Genomic DNA, 13,158 nt, shown 5'->3' on the forward strand with positions numbered 1-13,158 from the left:
TGGGCGGACCGGCGGATCGTGAACGCCCTCCGGCAAGATGCGTGTCGACTGCCCGCGTCCCTCCTACAGTGCGGGTATGGAGATCAGATGCTCGCAATGCCAGGGCTTCGACCTGGAACCGGGGTTCGTCGAGGACGCCGGCGAGAACTCCCGGGGATACGCGCGGTGGATCCCCGGGCCCTTGCAGCGAGGGGTCCTGGGGGGAGCCAAGCGCTGGGGCCGGCCCCGCTTCCAGATAGACGCCCACCGCTGCCGCGCCTGCGGCCACTTGGAACTCTTCGCTCCGCATGAGGTGTGACGCGAGGGACGACAACGGAACCTGGCGACTCCCGTGCGTCGGCGGTCTGCTCGGCGAGCGCCGCGACCGCGCGGGAGACGCCGATGCCGTAGGAGCCCATGGTGACGCGGACCGGCTTGCCGTTCTGGCCGAGGACGTCGAGCCCTGTCGGCCCGAGCGCATCTTCACTAGAAGCGTCCCTCCCCTCTCACGCGTCCTGATCTACGGTGCCGTCATTCACCGAGGTCACGATCCTCGACGACTACTCGGTCGACCCTGACCTCGCAGAACCCGGCGATCTCGACGGCGCCGGACACCGGACCGCCGTACGTGCGGCCTGGAAGACGTTTCGTCGCCGCGGAGCCGGCCGGAGCCAGCCGGCTCCGGCAGTGCACGCCTCTCGGCCTGGTGGCATCCCCGTGCGGATCGGGTGAGCCGGCGATGACCATGAGACCGATCTGCGCGGGCGACCAGCCCGCCACGGTGGCGGATGATCCGCTGCCCCGGCCCTACGGGGCAAGGGAAGAAATCCGTCAGGAGAAGCAAGAGATGCCCGATCCGATCCCCGCGGCCGGGAGCCTCAGCCAGGCGATCGACGGCGCCGGCAGCCGGCAGGTCGACGAAGCGGCCCGGTCCCACCCATGGCGCCGTCATGAACGGCGGACTTCGAGCGGCAGTCGCCCGGCGCGTTCGGCAGCCGGCAGCGGCGGTGGCCGGACCATCGGCCCGCCCCCTGCCACCCACCCGCGATGAGCCGCAAACCGCCCTAAAATGGAGAAAATTCTCCATGGTGATCGAGGCCAAAGTGTCGGCCAGCGGAGTGGCATCGAACTCGTACCCCTTCGGCGCCGCGAGTGTCGGCGAAGCGGCCGAGCGCGACGACGCACTGGTCAGTGCCGTCATCAGCGCCGTGGAGACGACCGGAGCCCATGCCGCAAGCGTGTTCCTGCTCTCCGGCGACCATCGCGCTCTCGTGCTGGCCGCGGTGTGCGGGTCGCCGCCCTCCCTGGTCGGCGGATGGCAGCGGATCCCGGTGCACAGCCGTATCCCGGTGGCGGAGGCGTACCGCTCCGGGCGCACCGTCCACCTGGCCGATGCGCAGGAGACCATGCGGCGCTTCCCCCAGCTCTCGGTCGCCGTGCCCTACCCGTTCGGCTCTGCCTCCGTGCCCGTGAGAGCAGGCGCGCGGACCTTCGGGGCGATGGCCGTGCTGTGGGCACCGAGGCCTGACGGGTCAGGGCTGTCGAGGACGCAGCGCCGGCAACTGCGCTCCGCGGCGGACCGTCTGGGCACCGCCCTTGCCGGCCTGAGCGCCCGCCGGACGCTCGGAGAGTACGGCGAGCGAACGACTCCGGTGGTGGTCACGGTGCCGTCCGCTCCGGTGACGCGGGTGGGCCTGTTCGACTGGGACCTCGCCACCGGAGCCCTGACGGCCGACGACGAGCTGTGCGCGATCTTCGAGATTCCGCCCAGCGAGTTCGACGGACGGGCGGCCACCCTGGCGGCCCGGATCGAGCCGGCGGACCTGCCGGGCTTCCGGTCCGCCGCCCGTGCCGCGGTCGAGGAAGGCCATGTGCTCGCGCACTGTCTGCGCCTCCGGGACGGCGTCGGGGGGCACCACACGGTCGAGCTGTGGGGCCGGGTTCCCGAGAACCCGGGCGACCGGCAGGCGTCGTCCCATCTGGTCGGCGCCGTACTCGACGCGGGGAGCGGCATGGCCGCCGTGGCGGCGATCGAGCGACTCGCGGACGGCTTCTTCGCACTCGCTCCGGACGGACGCGTCACCTACGCCAACCACAGCCTGGAGAATCTGCTGCGGGCCCGCCAGGACGAACTGCTCGGACGGCGCCCCTGGGACGTCCTCCCCTGGCTGGCCGATCCCGTCTACGAGGACCGCTACCGGGCCGCCGTGGTCTCCCAGCAACCGGTCTCCTTCCTGGTCCGCCGACCGCCCGACGAGTGGCTCGTCTTCTCGCTCCACCCCGGCACGCAGGGCATGACCGGCTGGGCGGCGCTCGTGCGGCAGCCGGTGCCGGCCGGCACCGGACCCGGGGCGCCCGTGGCGCAGGAGGGGCCGCCCGTCTCCCTGTCGCCGCCACCCGCGGCCCCGCGTCTGGGGGTCCTCTACCGCGTGCTCCAGGTGAGCAGCGCCCTCACCGGGGCGGTCACCGCGCACGAGGTGTGCGATGTCGTCGCCGAGCAGCTGCTGCCCGCTTTCGGTGGCCAGCGGCTGGCGATCGGCGTGGTGGAGGAGCGGTGCCTGCACCTGTTCGCACAGCGCGGCTACTCGAAGCGTTTTCTCGCCCGGTTCGCAGGCACCCCGCTGCATGCCCGGCTGCCCGTGACCGACGCGCTGGCCGCCGGCGCCCCGCTGTTCGTCGAGTCACCGCGGCAGTTGCTGGAGATGTACCCCGGGATCCCGGTCGGCAGGTCCAGCTCGTGGGCGTTCCTGCCGTTGATCGCCGCCAACCGCCCGGTCGGCGCCTGCATGCTCGGCTTCGACGACGTCCATCGGTTCCCCGACGAGGAGCGCGGACTCCTCACCGCGCTGGGCGGTCTGATCGCCCAGGCCCTCGAGCGCGCCAGGCTCTACGACGCGGAATTCGCCCTCGCCCGCGGCCTCCAGGACGCGCTGCTGCCGCGCCGGCTGCCCACGCTGCCGGACCTCCGCGTCACCGGACGCTATCTTCCGGGCACCCGGGGCATGGAGATCGGCGGCGACTGGTACGACGTCATCCCCACCGGCGACGAGGTCTCGCTGATCGTCGGGGACGTCGAGGGGCACAACGTGGCCGCCGCAGCCGCCATGGGCCAGCTGCGGAGCGCGATGCGGGCCTTCGTCGCCGCGGGTCACCGGCCGAGCGCCGTCGTCGCCGGCACCAACCGGCTCCATCTGGACCTCGACCCCACGTTGCTCGCCAGCTGCTGCTACGCCTGCTTCCACCGCCGTTCCGGGGTGGTGCGCATCGTCCGCGCGGGCCACTGCCCGCCGCTGTTGCGTCTGCCCGACGGGCAGACCAAGACCCTGGACGCGCCCGGTGGCCCGGTGCTGGGCGTCGAGGCAGCGGCCGACTATCCGGAGTTCGCGCTGCGTCTCGAGCCCGGCTCGATCCTGGCCCTGTACACGGACGGGCTGGTCGAGAGGCGCGGCTCGGACATCGCTTCCGGAATCGAGCGGCTCCGGGCCTCCCTGGCCCGCAGGGGCGGGGGTCGTCTGGAGAATCTGGCCGACGGGCTGCTACAGGATGCCCGCGAGTCCGCCGACCGCGCGGACGACATCGCGCTCCTGCTCAGCGAGTACGCCCCGCCGCCGCGCACAGCCGCGCGGACCGACCGCCGGGCGGATCACGCCGACCAGGCCTGAGACGCCGCGGTCACTTGCCCCAGATCTTCCGGTACGCCTCCCGGTAGCCGGACGGATCCCACGTCGTGACACCGTCGCTGTTGTCGGCCGTGGCGATGTGGACCGGGGCCGTGTACCCGCTGGCGGGGCGGCCGGAGAAGGCGCGGTTGAACTCGTCGACGATCTGCCAGCCCTGCAGGGACAGCGGCTCGGGCACGGTGGCGGCCTGGTACTGCCTGCTGTTGATGCGCTGGAAGGCGGAGGGGTCGCCGTCGCCGGCGCCGATGTTGAAGGGCGGGCCCGAGCCTTTCTCGCCGGCCGCGCGGAAGGCGGGGGCGGCGTCGGCGAAGTACAGGTCGTTGATGGCGACGGAGTGGGTCCACCTGCTCCGGAACCGGGAGAGGAGCGAGGAGATCTCCCGCGGGGTGCGGCTGCTCGCGTCCGGGATCGGGATGTTCTCGTACGCGAGCAGCTTCACGCCCGGGCAGGTGGCGAGCTCCTTCCTGATCAGCTCGGACTTGTTCCTGGCGAAGGGGATCGAGGCGTCGGTGATGAGCACGACCCCGGCCCGGCCGTTGGAGTGCGAGATGATCCACTGCGCGCTGATGCGGGCCACGTCCTCGACGCGGGTGGTGACGTTGGTGAAGAGCTCGGGCCGTCGGCTGGGGCCGGGAGCGGCGACCGCGTGCCAGCCGACGAGCGGGATGCCTGCCGCGTTGGCCCGCGAGACCTGGCGCGAGGTCGAGTTGGGGTCGAACCCGCCGATGACGATGCCCGCGGGCTTGAGGGCCACGGCCTCGCTCATCGCCGCCTGGATGCCGGCGGGCGTTCCTCCGCCGTCGATCACCCGGACGTTCCAGCCGATGACCCGCGCGGCCTGCCGCACCCCGTTCGCGGCGCCCGCGACTCCGGGATTGGTCATGGTCTGGGCGACGTAGACGATGGTCCTGCCGGACACCGCGGCGGGGCCGCTGGTCGGTCCGCCCCAGGGCAGGTCGGTTTCCTCCGCCTGTGTGACGGCGGCCTGGGCCCTGGCATGGACGGCGGGGCAGCCGCTCGGGCCTGTGGCCGACTCCCCCGGGTCGCCCGCCGAGCCGCGTTCGCAGCCGACAAGGACGGTTGCCGTTGCCAGCAGGGCGCAGGAGCCGAGCCGAACCGTGGAGACGCCGGGCGTGGCCCTGCGGTTGCCGTGCACGGGAACTCCTTGCGGGGGGGGAGGGCGGGAGGAAGTGGCCGGGGCACGGAGGGGGTGCCCGTGGCGTGCGTCAGGAAGGGGTGCCTGCTGCACCCCCGTCCTGCGTCGGGGAGGACGGGGGCCCGGGCGGAGCGGCGGACGCGGGCGCGTCGCGGGCCGCGACGGCGCCGCTGCGCAGCCGGCGGCGGGCGGCGTATCCGGCCAGCCCGACGGCGATGAGCAGGGTGCCCCCGTAGAACAGCGGGACCGTCCAGAAGTCGGCGCCCAGCTGGCCGATGCCGGTGAGGCCGACGGCGAGGACCGCGACGGCCACGATGGTGCCGATGGCGTTGGGCCGGCCGGGTTTGATCGCCGTGGAGCCGAGGAGTGCGCCGACGAAGGCGGGCAGCAGGTAGTCGAGGCCGACGCTCGGATTGCCGATCTGCTGCTGGGCCGCGAGCAGCACCCCGGCGAAGCCGACGATCAGCCCCGACGCGGCGAACGCGTACACGGTGCAGGTGCGGGTCGGGATGCCGACGAGGTCGGCGGCACGCGGGTTCGAGCCGACGACGTAGAGGTACCGGCCGAGCGGCAGCCGCTCCAGCGCCAGCCAGAGAACGGCCGTGAGGGCGAGCACGTAGAAGGCGGGGACCGGGAGGCCGAGGAACGTGGAGTCGTAGAGGTCCGTGAAGGCGGCCGGAAGGCCCTGCGGGCCGGGGACGATCCGGCCGCCGTCGGTGATCCAGCCGGTCACGGCGTACATCATGCTGCCGGTCCCGAGGGTGGCGATGAAGGAGTCGATCCGGCCGAACACGACGATGACACCGTTGAGAACGCCCACGAGCGCCCCTCCGACGATCACCGCGAGGCAGGCGTGCGGCCAGGGCCATCCGTCGTTGACGACGAGCTGCATCACCGTGACGTGTGCCAGGCCTAGGCCGTAGCCGAGGGAGAGGTCGAAGGCGCCGGTCACGATGGGGACCATGGCGGCGAGCGCGAGGACGGCCGGGATCGACTGGTTGGACAGGATGGAGTCGACGGTGTCCAGCGTGGGGAAGGTGCGCGGCAGGGCGAGGGAGAAGATCAGGACGAGCAGGGCCGTGAGGCCGAGCAGGCCGTAGGCGCCGACGAGGTGTCCGCCCGGTCGGTGCGGTCGTCTCCGGGGTGCGGAGGGGGAGGGCGGGGCGGTCATGGGCTCGTCCCGGTTCCGGCAGGGGGCATGGCCGAAGCCTCCCGGGTCAGCCCGGCCACCGTTAGGGCCGCACCGCTCAGCTCGGCCCTCACGGATCCGCGGACGAAGACCAGGGCGCGCCGGCACACACCCGCGACCTCCTCGAAGTCGCTGGAGATGAGCAGGACCGCGAGACCTGCCGCCAGCGCCTCATCGAGCAGGCGGTGGATCGCGGCTTTGGCGCCCACGTCCACGCTCGCGGTCGGCTCCTCGAGGATCAGCAGGCGCAGGCCGACCCGGAGCCACCGGCCGATCATGGCTTTCTGCTGGTTGCCGCCGGACAGGGCGGCGATGGGGGCCTCGCTGTCGCGGGGGCGCACCGAGAACCGTTCGATCAGGGTGGCGGCCTCGGCGCGTTCGCGGCGGGGGCTGATCCAGCGCAGCGCCGGCCGGCCTCCCGCGCGGGGATTGGCCAGGAGGTTCTCCCGTACGGTCAGCTCGGCGAGGCAGCCCTCCCCCAGTCGGTCGCCGGGCACCAGGCCGACCCCGAGTCCGACGGCGTCGGCGACCGTGCGAGGGCGGTACGGCCGGCCGCCGAGGAGGGCCCGCCCGTGGAGGGGCCGGGAGCCGGCGAGGGCCCGGCCCAGTTCGGTGTGCCCGGCACCCGTGAGGCCGACCAGGCCCAGGACCTCCCCGGCCCTGAGCTCCAGGCTGACCGGGCCCGAGCCGGTGGTCCGTACGCCGTCCAGGGTCAGTACGACCGACCCGTCGGCCGGAGCCGCGGCGGGGCGGTGGCCAGGCAGTTCCTCGCCGACGATGTCGTGCACCAGAGCAGCGGGGCTGCGGGCCGCCAGCGGGCCGTGGCTGACGAGGCGGCCGTCACGCAGTACGGCGAAGGTGTCGGCGACCTCGTACACCTCGTCCAGGCGGTGGCTGACGTAGAGGATGCCGTGCCCGCGGTCGCGCAGGTCGTGCAGAACGCGGAACAGCCGGGCGCAGTCCGCGGCCGGAAGGCGGGCGGTCGGCTCGTCGAGGACGATGAGCCGCGCGCGTGCCGCCAGGGCTCTGGCGATCGCGACGAGCGATCGCTCGGCCGGGGCGAGCCGGGCGATCGGCGCGTCGGGGTCGAGGTGTCCGGCGACGATCCGCAGGGCGTCCTCGCAGCGCTCGCGGGTCCGCCGCCAGGAGATCAGTCCGGCGCGGCGCGGATACCCGGTGCTCAGGGCGATGTTCTCGGCGACCGTCATCCACTCCACGAGACCGAGGTCCTGGTGGATGAAGGACATGCCGCGGGAGGCGGCATGACTCCCGAGCGGGTGCCCGCCCACCGTGATCTGCCCCGCGTCGGCGTGGTGGACGCCGGCGAGCACCTTGATGAGGGTGGACTTCCCGGCACCGTTGGGCCCGAGGAGGGCGAGGACGCTGCCGGCGTGGACGTCGAGGTCTACCCCGGCCAGCGCGAGGGTCCCGCCGAACCGCTTGCCGAGCCCGCGGATGCGGACCAGGGGTTCCGCCTCGAAGGGCGCGGCCGCCTTCGCAGACGTGTCGGGAGCGTCGTGCACGGACATCTCCGGGGGTTGGCCTGGCGAGTTCTCCCCGACGTTCAAGGGGGGACACTGGCGGGATCAATCATGTCTTATCAGACATTGCCCTCATATGTCGTCGAGCCCGCATTCGGCCCAGATGACCTTCCCCTCCGGGAGGTAGCGCGCACCCCAGGTCTGCGCCAGCTGCGCGACGAGGAACAGGCCACGTCCGCCCTCGTCGGTGCTGGCCGCGCGGCGCAGGTGCGGGGCGGTGTTGCTGGTGTCGGAGACCTCGCAGATCAGGGTGCGGTGGTGCAGCAGCCGTACCCGGATGGGCCCGGCACCGTGGCGGATGGCGTTGGTCACCAGCTCGCTCAGTATCAGTTCCGCGGTGAACGCGGCCTCGTCGAGTCCCCAGTCGGCCAGTCGCCGCACGGCGGACGCACGGACGTCACCGACGAGGGCCGGGTCGGCGGGCAGGTCCCAGGTGGCGATCCGACCCGGGTCCAGGGCATGGGTGCGGGCGACGAGCAGGGCGATGTCGTCGTACGGGTGGGCGGGCGCCACGGTGTCCAGGATCGCCTGACAGGTCTCCTCGGGAGTGCGCTCCGCGTGGGCCAGGGCCCCGCGCAGGTCTTCGAGGACCACGTCGACGTCGCGATGCCGGTCCTCGATGAGTCCGTCGGTGTAGAGGACCAGCTGACTGCCCTCCGGGAGGTCGATCTCGGCGGCGTCGAAGGGCAGCCCCCCGAGGCCGAGCGGGGGTCCGGTCGGCAGGTCGGGGTACGACACGGTGCCGTCGGGGCGCACCAGCGCGGGCGGAGGGTGGCCGGCGCGGGCCATGACGCACCGCTGCGCCGTCGGGTCGTAGATCACGTAGAGGCAGGTCGCGCCGATGATGCCGGCACCCTCGCCGTCGGGGTCCTCCCGGTCCAGGCGCCCGACGAGGTTGTCGAGGTGGATGAGGACTTCGTCCGGGGGGAAGTCGAGTTCGGCGAAGCTCCGAGCGGCGGTGCGCAGCCGGCCCATGGTGGCGGCGGAGAGCATGCCGTGGCCGACGACGTCGCCGACGATGAGGCCGACACGGGCGCCGGACAGGGGGATGACGTCGTACCAGTCTCCGCCCACGTCGTTCTCGGCGGGCAGGTAGCGATGGGCGACCTCGACGGCGTCCTGATCGGGCAGACCGTGCGGGAGCAGCCTGCGCTGCAGGGCCAGAACCATCGCGCGTTCGTGCGTGTAGCGCCGGGCGTTGTCGATGGACAGGGCGGCGCGGGCGGCGAGTTCCTGGGCCAGCGAACGGTCGTCGTCCCCGAAGGGGGCGGGATCCTGAGCGCGGTAGAAGCTGGCGACGCCCAGGACGACACCGCGGGCGAGCAAGGGGACCGCGATGAGGGAGTGGACGTGCGTCAGCAGCTGTTCGGTGTGTTCGGGGTCCTGGGCGAGCCAGCCGGCGGCGGTCTTCAGGTCCGGTTCCAGCACTGCCTGTCCACTGGTCAGACAGCGCAGCTGGGGCGCGGTCGGGCCGAAGTCGGGCCGCTTGCCGACCGGGGTGAAGGGAAGGTCTGCGCGCATGCCGTGGACCACCGCGCGGCGCAGGTCGCCGAGGGGGTCGGCGGACTCCTCGCCACGCAGTACGGCCTCGGGCAGGTCGACGGTGACGAAGTCGGCCAGTCGCGGGACCGCCGTCTCGGCGAGTTCTTCGGCGGTGCGGCGCACGTCCAGGCCGGTGCCGATGCGGGTGCTGGCCTCGGACAGCAGCTCCAGGCGGCGGCGCGCGGCAAGGGCGTAGGTCCCCACCTGCGGCTCCCCCACCAGCACGAGCCCTCGGACCGAGGGCGGCGGTTCGGGGTGCTCGTCCGTCGTGCCGCCGGCGCCGTCGACATGAACGCCCTGGCCGCCCGCGGCGACCTGGCCCGGCGCGGCTCCGGAAAGGTGCCCGGACGGCAGGCTGAAGGAGAGTCGTGCGGGCCCCGAAACGGCGGAGACGACCGCGGGCGCGGCGGAAACGCCCCGCAGCTCGTCGACCCGGCGCGGGACGGCCCCCAGGGGCTCTCCTGGTGAGAGGCCGGGGACGACGGCCTCGATGGCGATGCCCTCCACACCGGAGGCAGTCGTCATCGGACGGCTCACGAGCGTCACCCGCCTGCCGTCGGGCAGGGGCACATCGACGGCGGCCCGCTGCGCGCGGGAGATGAGCTCGGCGGCCTTCTCCATGAGGATCGCCCGGTCACGGGAGCGCAGCTCAAGGGCGAGTTCGTCCACGGCGATGCCACGGGGGAGGCCGACGGCGGTTTCGGCTCCGGCGGCCAGGTACGCCCGCAGCAGAGCGCGCTCACGCGCGGAACTCTGCCCCAGCAGCCGCCGTTCCATGGCCTGGGCCGCCTTGCGTATCACGGTGCCCAGCGCCGGGGTCTCGGCGCTGCGCGGATAGCCGAAGCACAGGACGCCCTCGATGCGCCCGCTGAGCGGGTCGCGGACGGGCAGCGCGACACAGGCGTTTCCCTGGCCGCGCTCCGCGAAGTGCTCGGCACCGTAGACCCGGATGAGTTGCCGCTCCGCCAGGGCGAGACCGATGCCGTTGGTACCGGCGAACTGCTCGGCGAACACGAAGCCCGGGACTGCCTGGATCGCCGGGAGACTTCTGGCCAGCGACTTCTTGCCGAAACGGCGCAGCAGGACCGTCCCGCTCGCATCGGCGACGGAGATATTGATGTCGCTGCCGGAGAACGTGGACTGCAGCCGGTCGAGCACCGGCACGGCCGCGCGGACGATCCGGCCGTCGCGATCGAAGTCCTCCCGGTAGGGAAGGTCGGACTGGTCGGGCGAGAGGCCCAGGGACCGGCTGCGCTGCCACGAGTCGAAGATCGACGCTCGCACGCCCCCCTCGACCGGCTCGCCCTGCAGAAATCGCTCACGCATACGGGCGGGCCCCGTGCCGCCTGTCGCACGCCCCGCCGGCATCGGCTCACTGCCCGACCGAACCACTCTTCGCCTCACTCGCGCTGCAATAATCCGCTCTTCAGGAGAAACCTGACATTGACGAGGATACGGACATCGCAGGCACTAGTCACGGCGCGTGCGGCCGGTGGCGGCTCTCAGCCGAGGAACGACAGGCGGACCTGACGGTCGGGATTGTCGACGTTGGTGTCGACCAGGCACACCGACTGCCAGGTCCCCAACTCCAGCCTGCCGCTCACGACCGGCAGGGTCGCGTGGGGTGGGACGAAGGCCGGGAGGACGTGGTCGCGGCCGTGGCCGGGGCTGCCGTGGCGGTGCTGCCAGCGATCGTCGGCGGGCAGGAGGGTGTGCAGGGCGGCGAGGAGGTCGTCGTCGCTGCCGGCGCCGGTCTCGATGATGGCGATACCGGCCGTGGCGTGCGGGACGAAGACGTTCAGCAGGCCGTCACGGCCGGCGGCCGTCTCCCGGAGGAAGGACTCGCAGTCACGGGTGAGGTCGACGACCTTCTCCTGTGCGCCGGAGGCGATGTGCAGTACTCGGGTGGTGAACGCATCTGACATGCCCCCATCCTGACCCACACGCCGGATTCCACACCTCAACGACCACCGGGCCCGTGAGGGCAGGTCCGCGGCCGTGGCACGGGGGCGGCTCGGGGCGCGGACGGGCCGGGGGAAGATCCATGACCTCGGCGGTGTTGGCAGCAGCGTGAACACCATGCGTGAGGTCGAGGTGGTCGTCGTAGGCGCCGGCCAGGCGGGTCTGGCCGGCGCCTATCACCTGCGGCGCACCGGTTTCGAGCCGGAGCGCGACTTCGTGGTGCTCGACCACTCCCCCGGCCCGGGCGGCGCCTGGCAGTTCCGGTGGCCCTCGCTGACGTACGGCAAGGTGCACGGGATGCATGCGCTTCCCGGCATGGAGCTGACGGACGCGGACCCGGGCCGGCCGTCGTCCGAGGTCATCGCCGAGTACTTCGACCGGTACGAGCGCACCTTCGACCTGCGGGTACGGCGGCCGGTGGATGTGCGGGCCGTGCGCGAGGGGGACGCCGGGCGGCTGCTCATCGAGACCTCGGACGGTACGTGGGCGACGAGGGCCCTGATCAACGCCACCGGCACCTGGGACCGGCCGTTCTGGCCGCGCCACCCCGGCCAGGAGACCTTCCTCGGACGGCAGTTGCACACCGCGCAGTACCCGGGCCCCGAGGCGTTCGCCGGGCAGCGGGTGGTCGTGGTGGGCGGCGGCGCCTCGGGTACGCAGCATCTGCTGGAACTGGCCCCGTACGCGGCCGCCACCACCTGGGTGACGCGGCGCCCACCCGTCTTCCGCGAGGGTCCCTTCGACGAGAACGCGGGGCGCGCCGCGGTCGCCCTCGTGGAGGAGCGCGTCCGGCAGGGGCTGCCGCCGAAGAGCGTCGTCTCCGTGACGGGACTGCCCCTGAACGACGCGATCCGGCAGGGGCTGGCGGACGGGGTGCTCGACCGGCTGCCCATGTTCGACCGGATCACCCCGGACGGGGTGGAGTGGCAGGACGGGCGGCACGTGGCCGCCGACGTCATCCTGTGGGCGACCGGCTTCCGCGCCGCCATCGACCATCTCGCGCCGCTGCGGCTGCGCGAGCCGGGCGGCGGGATCCGGGTCGAGGGCACCCACGCGGTCGCCGACCCCCGCGTCCACCTCGTGGGCTACGGCCCGTCCGCGAGCACCATCGGCGCCAACCGGGCGGGGCGCGCGGCCGTACGGGACATCAGGCGGCTGCTCGCCGAACGCTCCGAGGCGCCGGTCGCCGCCTGACGTCCCCTCGGGTCACCGGGGCTTCGACGGGCTCTGCGAGGCCTGCGTGCGCTGCCGGTTCTTGTTGAACTCGGCGACATTGCGCTGGTGTTCCTCGTAGTTCGCCGTGAAGCGTGTGTCGCCCGGCTTGACCGTCACGAAGTACAGCCAGTCGCCCGGGGGCGGGTTGATCGCGGCGCGCATCGCCTCCTCACCCGGGCTGTCGATCGGCGTCGGGGGCAGGCCCATGCGCTGGTAGGAGTTGTAGGGGCTTTCGATACGGGTGTCCTCCAGCGTCGTCTTCACCGTGAAGCGGTTCAGCGCGTAGTTGATGGTGGAGTCCATCTGCAGCGGCATGCCGCGCTCCAGCCGGTTGAAGACGACCCGGGCCACCTTGCCCATGTCCGCCTTGGTGGCGGACTCGGCCTGGACGATGCTGGCGATGGTCACCGCCTGGTAGACGTTCATCGCATTGCGCTGGGCGCCGGCGGCGATCGGTGCCCCGTTGAACTTCTTGTTGGCGGTGTCGACCATCTGTGCCAGCAGGGCCTGGGGCGTCGGCTTCTTGCCCAGCGGATACGTCGCCGGGAAGAGGTAGCCCTCCGGGTTGCCCTCGGCGTCGTTCGGCAGCTTCAGATGGGCTTTCGGCAGCGCTTTCCTGGTGGTGCCGGCGGGCAGGGCGAGGACCTTGTCGACGGCCGCGTAGATCTGGCTCGCGCGCCAGCCCTCCGGGATGACCAGGGACGTCGGCTTCTTCTCCTCGTGCCTGTCCACGCTCAGCAGCGGCACCGCCACGGCGGTGCCGGCCACGACGGCGCCGGTCGCGATGAGAGCGAGACGGCCCCGGCGCGTCAGTCGAATCGTGCTCCGTGGCGGAGTGTTCATCTGCATGCGGGCACGGTAACCCGCATATCCTTACAAATCCGGCATGACTTG

General features: G+C 72.6%; 9 protein-coding genes. 3 read left to right on the forward strand and 6 right to left on the reverse strand.

Annotated features, from left to right (window positions below):
* The first annotated feature begins 76 nt into the window (after window positions 1–76).
* Both IE263_RS30220 and IE263_RS30225 read left to right on the forward strand, forming a co-directional pair.
* Entirely contained in the window at window positions 77–298 is a 222-nt protein-coding gene (locus IE263_RS30220) for a hypothetical protein (RefSeq protein WP_189941012.1), read from the forward strand.
* Window positions 299–1,064: 766 nt separating this feature from the next.
* Entirely contained in the window at window positions 1,065–3,641 is a 2,577-nt protein-coding gene (locus tag IE263_RS30225) for a SpoIIE family protein phosphatase (protein WP_229911246.1), read from the forward strand.
* Between the two features lie 10 nt (window positions 3,642–3,651).
* On the opposite strand, the gene IE263_RS30230 is transcribed toward IE263_RS30225, so the two are convergent.
* The 5 genes from IE263_RS30230 to IE263_RS30250 form a co-directional block, all read right to left on the reverse strand.
* Complete coding sequence (locus IE263_RS30230) at window positions 3,652–4,815, reverse strand: substrate-binding domain-containing protein (RefSeq protein ID WP_189941013.1); 1,164 nt, start codon at window positions 4,813–4,815, stop codon at window positions 3,652–3,654.
* A gap of 70 nt (window positions 4,816–4,885) precedes the next feature.
* The gene (locus IE263_RS30235; protein WP_189941014.1) at window positions 4,886–5,986 is read right to left on the reverse strand and encodes an ABC transporter permease; all 1,101 of its coding nucleotides are present in this window, start codon (window positions 5,984–5,986) and stop codon (window positions 4,886–4,888) included.
* A complete protein-coding gene (locus IE263_RS30240) occupies window positions 5,983–7,527 on the reverse strand; it encodes a sugar ABC transporter ATP-binding protein (RefSeq protein WP_373312125.1) in 1,545 nt (514 codons plus the stop codon). Before IE263_RS30240 ends, IE263_RS30235 begins: the two co-directional genes overlap by 4 nt.
* Before the next feature lie 90 nt (window positions 7,528–7,617).
* Entirely contained in the window at window positions 7,618–10,479 is a 2,862-nt protein-coding gene (locus IE263_RS30245) for a SpoIIE family protein phosphatase (protein ID WP_189941016.1), read from the reverse strand.
* 110 nt (window positions 10,480–10,589) lie between these two features.
* Entirely contained in the window at window positions 10,590–11,012 is a 423-nt protein-coding gene (locus IE263_RS30250) for a secondary thiamine-phosphate synthase enzyme YjbQ (RefSeq protein WP_189941017.1), read from the reverse strand.
* 145 nt (window positions 11,013–11,157) lie between these two features.
* On the opposite strand from IE263_RS30250, the gene IE263_RS30255 reads away from it, so the two are divergent.
* The gene (locus IE263_RS30255; RefSeq protein WP_189941018.1) at window positions 11,158–12,243 is read left to right on the forward strand and encodes an NAD(P)-binding domain-containing protein; all 1,086 of its coding nucleotides are present in this window, start codon (window positions 11,158–11,160) and stop codon (window positions 12,241–12,243) included.
* A gap of 12 nt (window positions 12,244–12,255) precedes the next feature.
* Here IE263_RS30255 and mltG read toward each other — a convergent pair whose 3' ends face one another.
* Complete coding sequence (gene mltG, locus IE263_RS30260) at window positions 12,256–13,113, reverse strand: endolytic transglycosylase MltG (RefSeq protein WP_189941019.1); 858 nt, start codon at window positions 13,111–13,113, stop codon at window positions 12,256–12,258.
* Window positions 13,114–13,158: the final 45 nt, after the last annotated feature.

It is taken from the genome of Streptomyces aurantiogriseus (genome assembly GCF_014649375.1).
GTDB lineage: Bacteria > Actinomycetota > Actinomycetes > Streptomycetales > Streptomycetaceae > Streptomyces > Streptomyces aurantiogriseus.

Bases quoted from the DNA above. Each gene is read 5' to 3' on its own strand.
- IE263_RS30220 (WP_189941012.1), top strand. From the start codon at position 77: ATGGAGATCAGATGCTCGCAATGCCAGGGCTTCGACCTGGAACCGGGG.
- IE263_RS30225 (WP_229911246.1), top strand. From the start codon at position 1,065: ATGGTGATCGAGGCCAAAGTGTCGGCCAGCGGAGTGGCATCGAACTCG.
- IE263_RS30235 (WP_189941014.1), bottom strand. From the start codon at position 5,986: ATGACCGCCCCGCCCTCCCCCTCCGCACCCCGGAGACGACCGCACCGA.
- IE263_RS30250 (WP_189941017.1), bottom strand. From the start codon at position 11,012: ATGTCAGATGCGTTCACCACCCGAGTACTGCACATCGCCTCCGGCGCA.
- mltG (WP_189941019.1), bottom strand. From the start codon at position 13,113: ATGCAGATGAACACTCCGCCACGGAGCACGATTCGACTGACGCGCCGG.